Raw genomic sequence first — 5,777 nt, 5'->3', positions numbered from 1 at the left:
CACGTTTAAGCCGCTGCAGGATGTTACCCGCGCTGACTTCGCCGTCGTGATCACCCGCACGTTCGAAGGCTGGAAGGCACTATCTACTGTAGACGTTTCCGGTATGCAATCTGCAGGAGCTCAGCAGTGGACACAGAGCTTCACCTACCCTAACCCGTTCTCTGAATCTACTACAATTAGCTATGCAGTTGAGCAGGATGGATTCGTAACGGTGGAGGTATTTGATATCCTGGGCAAGAAAGTAAAAATGCTTGTAGCAGAAAGCCTGAAAACCGGTAATTATTCTGTAGACTTTGAAGCGGGCAACCTGCCAAGCGGAACATACATTTATCGTGTAGAGGCTGGAGACAAAGTGTTCACCAACCGTATGATACTGACTAAGTAAGGGAAAGCTTCCGAGGCACTAATAAAAGGGGCAAAAGAGATTACTGTTTTTGTCCAGTCCCACGACAGCCGCTTTATCTACCAGGTAAAGCGGCTGTCGTGTTTTAGTATTAGTCCTCATTTACATAATGCACGTTATCAGGCCTCACAATCTACTACTTTCACTAGTCTAGTTGTTCAAAAACAGTATTAATCAACGGGTAATATACCGTATGAGGCGCTGTTGCTTTTTTAGTGGGAGTCACCTCTATTTCCTCCTTGCTTCTTTTTTGTGCTGTTCTGCATCCCAGGTAATGCCCCAGCGCTTTATGTATTCTGCCAGCGGTTGTAGTCCCACCGCAGCTCTTCTTTTATCCACGTTGTCCGGATCTTCAAGTGGCAAGACACAGTATTCACCGCTTTCTGTGTCCCTGCCAATCTGGCTTCCATAAATCTGTTTTTTCCCCTGGCTCAAAGCAACCCGGTCTTCCAGCAAAGCCAGGCTGCCTGCGTTTGCGTTTCCTTTTTGAACAGCCTCCCGCATCAGGGGCAAGTACTCTGCCTGCGTGGCAGAGTCAGCATGCTGGATAACTAAGAACAAGGTGGTGTTCCCTTGCTGGCCAACCTCCTGTGCTCCAAGCCAGCCATGTTTGTCTAGGATTGCCTTTACCTTCCTTAGGTTTATCGAGTCTACTGCTGCCATGCGCTGCCACAGGCTTTGCATTTCTTTTGACTCAAAGCCATGTGCCTTGGCCACACTGTCTACCATCAGCCTGTATTTCTGGTCCTCCCGGAAAATGGTGTCCAGTTGCTGCACCAGCGGGTTGTTGAACCTGGTGTCTGCTTTGGTGAGCAATGCCTGCCAGCGTTTGTCCTTCTTCAAGGGGCTAAAAGCTGGCTCTGTTGGGAAAGACCGGTAGTTTTTGAAGTCATCGATGCCGCTGTAGGTAATGACCCGGTCCAGTTTCCGGAAAGCGCTGTCCAGGTTGCTTACCTGTGCCCATGCCCGGGCCGAGTTGTAGAGGTCCGGCACGTACCCTTTCCAGTTGTTTAGCTTAAAAGCGGCTGTGTATGTGCGGGCGGCCTCTTGGTAGGCCTTTGCCCGGTAAAGGGAATCCGCCTTCTCTGCCAGGTCAAAATACTCCTGAGGGGCCTGCTGCCCTAAAGAAACCTGCTGCCCCAACAACAGGTGCATGATAATTACGCAGAACACCAATTTATACACTCCCATCATTTATGACTTTTATAATGCAGCTACCTAACAGGGCCTGCATATGTGAATGAGGAATATATGCAATATATAGGGCAGTATAAAGCAGGCTAACGTAAATACAGCCTGCCTGCAAAGAATCAAAGCTTTTGCCCCTGTTCCGGTCTGTAGTGGCGGTACTCTTATAACCGTTATTAAGGGGCTCATAAGCCCCTTAATAACGGTTTAGCTATGATGCGTTTATCGCTATACTTTGCATGCATAACTTGATGCAATTATATTCAATGGAAATATTATAATACGCCCTGTTGCTGATAATTGCAACAGGGCGTATTAGTCATGTTATTTTTCTTGATTCTTAGGTTCTTCGCTGACTACAACTACGGGTATATTTGGTTGGGCAGCGGATGCTTTCTTAGCTTCTTGATGCTCTTTGATTGTAGCTTCTGGCAACGGGACTTCATTTATTTCACTGCAGGCAGAGAACGCTAGAGCTATTACAAGTGGCACCAGGACAAGATACCTTGCTATATGCATAATCGGGGACTTCATTTTGTTCATCATTCTTATTCTGTTTTTTATGGTTAGAAGATTAAAATTGTTCACAGGCGTTGGGGCATGAGATGTAGCGCCTATTCTTATGAGACTATACTGGTAAACTTTTCTTTCTATTCCGCTCTTTATCACTTCTCTGTCGGCAATGAACTCAATGTTCTCTTTTACTGAGTGCACAAAAAGCCACACAACTGGGTTAAACCAGCAGAGAATTCTGCATAACTCAGACAGCAAAACATCGACCGTGTGCCATTGCCTAACATGCACCTGCTCATGGCAAAGTATAGGGGCTAAGTCACTTTCTTGGTGTTGTTCAGGGTTAAGGTAAATAGACCGCCAGAAAGTGAATGGATTTATTCTTTTCCCTACATTCCGATACCACACTCCATTGAAACAGCTATGGGTGGAATGCATATGAATCATGTAAAGAGAGGCAAGCTGGACAAATAGCCTCAGCGCCATTGTTACTACACCCATCCAGAATAAAATGGCAAGTGCCACCAAGCTCACTGGTGCCGCTGCTTGCACATGAACCGACTCAAAGGAGGGTACATAGTGGGTGACTACATTCGGCCAGATAAATATGGGGAGATTTATCAACGGAAAGCTAAAGGAGAATGCTATTCCGAACATGAGGAATACACGGTTAATCGTGTAAAACGTAAGCGGACGCAAGGTAAGCCAATAGGCAAGGGAGAAGAGCACAAGGCCTATGTTCACCTGCAGGATGTAAATGAGCGTGTCAGCCATAGGACTATTCTTTAGGTTTCTCAATCATATTGATGATCTCTCTCAGTTCATCAGTACTTATCTGCTTCTCGTTAGCAAAGAATGATACCAGCTCCTTGTAAGAATTGCTGAAGTAGTCGCTTACAATGTCGCTCATGAAGCGCTTTCTATACTCGCCAGCACCGACAGCGGGTGTGTAGCGGTAGGAGTTGCCGAGCTTCTCACCCCGCAGATAGCCTATCTGCTCGAGCTTCCTCACGGTAGAAGCCAGCGTAGTGTATGGGGGCTTGGGCTCAGGAAGGGATTCCAAAAAGTCTTTGATAAAGCCACCTTTGTTTTGCCATACCACCAGCATTACCTCCTGCTCTTGCTCTGTAAGTCTTTTCATGTATTACGAAAGTTTAGTATGTCTACGGATTGTTAGTAACAATACGAAGATTTCGTAATAAAGAGTTGATAATTTTAGTTTGTTTTGTATGTATCAAAGAGGGGTCCAATAAGCATCTACTCTGCCTATTGGACATCTTGATGTTTCTGTTCAGAGATTGTCTTATTATAGTTAGGCGTTAAATTAAATTATGTTATATATCCCGTTCAATCTAAAATAAGTAGGCGGGCGGTTCCTCCTCCACGCTTTACCCCTGGCGTTAGGTCTCCGGCACCAGGCCCAGAAACAGGGAGCGCTTCGTGAGGGTGATTTAATAGGTTCGCCTATTCTTCCAGAGAGGTGGTACATCAAATCAGCTGCTTCGTCTAAAATTCTTGCTAAATTGATAATAAACAACTACTTTCATTATGCTTAAGGTGAGATGTAAGCAAATTGTTTGTTAGTTAGAAAAAAAGCCGCCCCTGCAGAGGGCGGCTTTTTCATTTTAGCTTCCTTTGCTTTTTGCAACCTTCTTAAGTCCGAAGTGTTTGCATGAGTCTTTACTTCCTCCAGCTCATCATCTCGTGGTAGTTACGACGTACTCTCTTTTCTCTGTATAGATGAACACATCAGCCCCCACATCCAGCAGGCTTCTGAGGTACGTTAAGTTGCCGCTCGAGAGTTGGGCAGGGTGGGAGGTAGACACTTATGAATAACCATTGCCAGCTCTGTTTGATTGACATTTAACACCCGATTGTGATAAAATGCCTGCTACCTGGCTCACTGAAGAACAGAGATAAACAGCATCAACCATTTTATTTGTATTCACAAATTTCTATATTGGTGCCATGTTATAACAAATACTGTAAATGCTAGAATCAGCATTTTATTCAAACTTTATAGCTTCCAATGGTACTCCTATACGCCGACGAACTTGTCGAACTAGAGCACGCCGCTATAGACGATATTCTATTTGCAGAATTAAAAGAGACAAGACCTCTTCCGGCTCCAGAATTTAAAAGAGTAATCATGTCTGTTGTGACTGGTGCCAGAGAACACCAGGTAAAAAAGATGCTGCTGGACTTCAGCAAAAATGCCTTAGACATGACGGGAATGGAGTACAGGTCTATTATGGCGCAGCTAACGGTCGGACTTATGCGCTCCCCGGCCCAGAAAGTAGCACGAATGGCAACAACAGATATGGAAAGAGAACAGCTGTTCAGGTCTGTGTGTGATGAGATTCACGTTGCCATAAAACAACCAATAGAATTCCTGAGCTTCGGGGACAGAGCGGAAGCACTGCAGTGGTTAAAGCGATAAAGGAAACCGCCCATAGTGTAATTACTCAGCATGACATGAAGTCTCTAATATGTAACAGTTTTATTATATATTAGCTTGTAGATGCAATTACTATTCTTTTACTTTGCGTCACTCAAGAGCCTGCTGCTCTTTCTATTATATAAAAAATTTCGCCGGGGGAGGCGAAGTTTGCAATGCTTGAAAAAAGAGAAGACTGTTCATTTTGGGCAGTCTTTTTTCATGTAAACCTTTTTAATATGTCACCCATGAACCCAATCCTACTATTCTGCATGTCTTTTTTTTCAGCCCTTATGGACATACTCAAGAGCAACACGGAGAAGCATTAAGAAAAGTCGAAAGACGAGAAGAGAGCGTTATGAAAAGGGCCGGTCCTTTTCATGGTCATGATACATATCATACGTAAAGCCATCTCTTCAGGTAATTAAAGATGGGACATCAGCCTGAATCCATGCACGCTGCTGGTGCCGGGCTATATCAAGATTCCGTCTCCCTCATGATAAAGCAGGAATCATGAGGGAGACGGAGCTTTCAAGTTTGTATAGCCTGGAAAGTAGCGGTAGTACGAGAATGCTTTTCCCAGGCCCTTAAAACAAGGTATTCTATCTACAAGTTGTAACATCCAATATTCAGCTGCTTTTCTCTCAATATTCTGATTTTCTGCTGGAAATAGTGTCATTTATGAAAGGGGATTGTGCTAGCTGCCATGGTTTGTAACATTCGCTTTCTCTCCCCTTTTGTTATGAACCTGAATAAGTAAATGAAATAAAAGTTATTTTGATTATCTGTAGTAGTTGTTTTTTCACCTATTGGCTTCCTACAACTTTCATAAACCATCTGCTGGATATTTCAGATCGCCTGGAAACCGTCAATTAAGCCCCTTCTTCTAACCAACTATCATTCCCTAAACAACCCCTCTATTGAACATATGATCTGTTATAGATGAAATTGCCTTTCCAGCACAGCTCCTCTAGTGTGCCGGGATCCATTACCTGAATGGTGCCCTGGAAGGCATCATTCAGGGGAAGAGGTAGGCTAGTGGGGGTTATCAAAGCTGACGGGAAAGCCGGTGGAGTACTGCAGCTGCGTCCTGTCAACGTCCCAAAGCAGATAGCAGGAAAGTAGCCTGAAGGATAAAGCCAGCCTGAAACATGCCTTTCCAGAAATCGTGTAGGAGCCGCCGGCTTTATGGAATTTCAGCTGCCTTTGCTGCTATAAGAGTCAGAACATGTTAAA

The 5,777-nt window shown here is 44.5% G+C and carries 5 protein-coding genes; 2 read left to right on the top strand and 3 right to left on the bottom strand.

The window, feature by feature from the left end; translation table 11 throughout:
- Positions 1–385, top strand: a 385-nt coding sequence (locus E1919_RS26750; protein WP_162056465.1) for a T9SS type A sorting domain-containing protein, incomplete at its 5' end; no start/stop codon positions are given.
- Between the two features lie 246 nt (positions 386–631).
- On the opposite strand, the gene E1919_RS26745 is transcribed toward E1919_RS26750, so the two are convergent.
- The 3 genes from E1919_RS26745 to E1919_RS26735 all read right to left on the bottom strand — a co-directional run bounded on the left by E1919_RS26745 (position 632) and on the right by E1919_RS26735 (position 3,245).
- Entirely contained in the window at positions 632–1,597 is a 966-nt protein-coding gene (locus tag E1919_RS26745) for a DUF6624 domain-containing protein (protein ID WP_162056464.1), read from the bottom strand.
- Between the two features lie 318 nt (positions 1,598–1,915).
- Complete coding sequence (locus E1919_RS26740; RefSeq protein ID WP_162056463.1) at positions 1,916–2,878, bottom strand: M56 family metallopeptidase; 963 nt, start codon at positions 2,876–2,878, stop codon at positions 1,916–1,918.
- Between the two features lie 4 nt (positions 2,879–2,882).
- Positions 2,883–3,245 (bottom strand): BlaI/MecI/CopY family transcriptional regulator, encoded by a 363-nt coding sequence (locus E1919_RS26735; protein ID WP_162056462.1) that lies wholly within the window; start codon positions 3,243–3,245, stop codon positions 2,883–2,885.
- An 888-nt stretch (positions 3,246–4,133) separates the two neighbouring features.
- Between E1919_RS26735 and E1919_RS26730 the strand changes: the two genes are divergently transcribed.
- Positions 4,134–4,544 (top strand): hypothetical protein, encoded by a 411-nt coding sequence (locus E1919_RS26730; RefSeq protein WP_162056461.1) that lies wholly within the window; start codon positions 4,134–4,136, stop codon positions 4,542–4,544.
- The last annotated feature ends 1,233 nt before the right edge of the window (positions 4,545–5,777 follow it).

It is taken from the genome of Pontibacter pamirensis, from assembly GCF_010015475.1.
In the GTDB taxonomy this organism is placed as follows: domain Bacteria; phylum Bacteroidota; class Bacteroidia; order Cytophagales; family Hymenobacteraceae; genus Pontibacter; species Pontibacter pamirensis.
The sequence above is the reverse complement of the archived record's forward strand: the minus strand, read 5'-3'. Positions and strand labels throughout refer to the sequence as shown.

Coding starts and splice junctions, on each gene's coding strand:
- E1919_RS26735 (WP_162056462.1), bottom strand. CDS start 3,245: ATGAAAAGACTTACAGAGCAAGAGCAGGAGGTAATGCTGGTGGTATGG.
- E1919_RS26740 (WP_162056463.1), bottom strand. CDS start 2,878: ATGGCTGACACGCTCATTTACATCCTGCAGGTGAACATAGGCCTTGTG.
- E1919_RS26745 (WP_162056464.1), bottom strand. CDS start 1,597: ATGATGGGAGTGTATAAATTGGTGTTCTGCGTAATTATCATGCACCTG.
- E1919_RS26730 (WP_162056461.1), top strand. CDS start 4,134: ATGGTACTCCTATACGCCGACGAACTTGTCGAACTAGAGCACGCCGCT.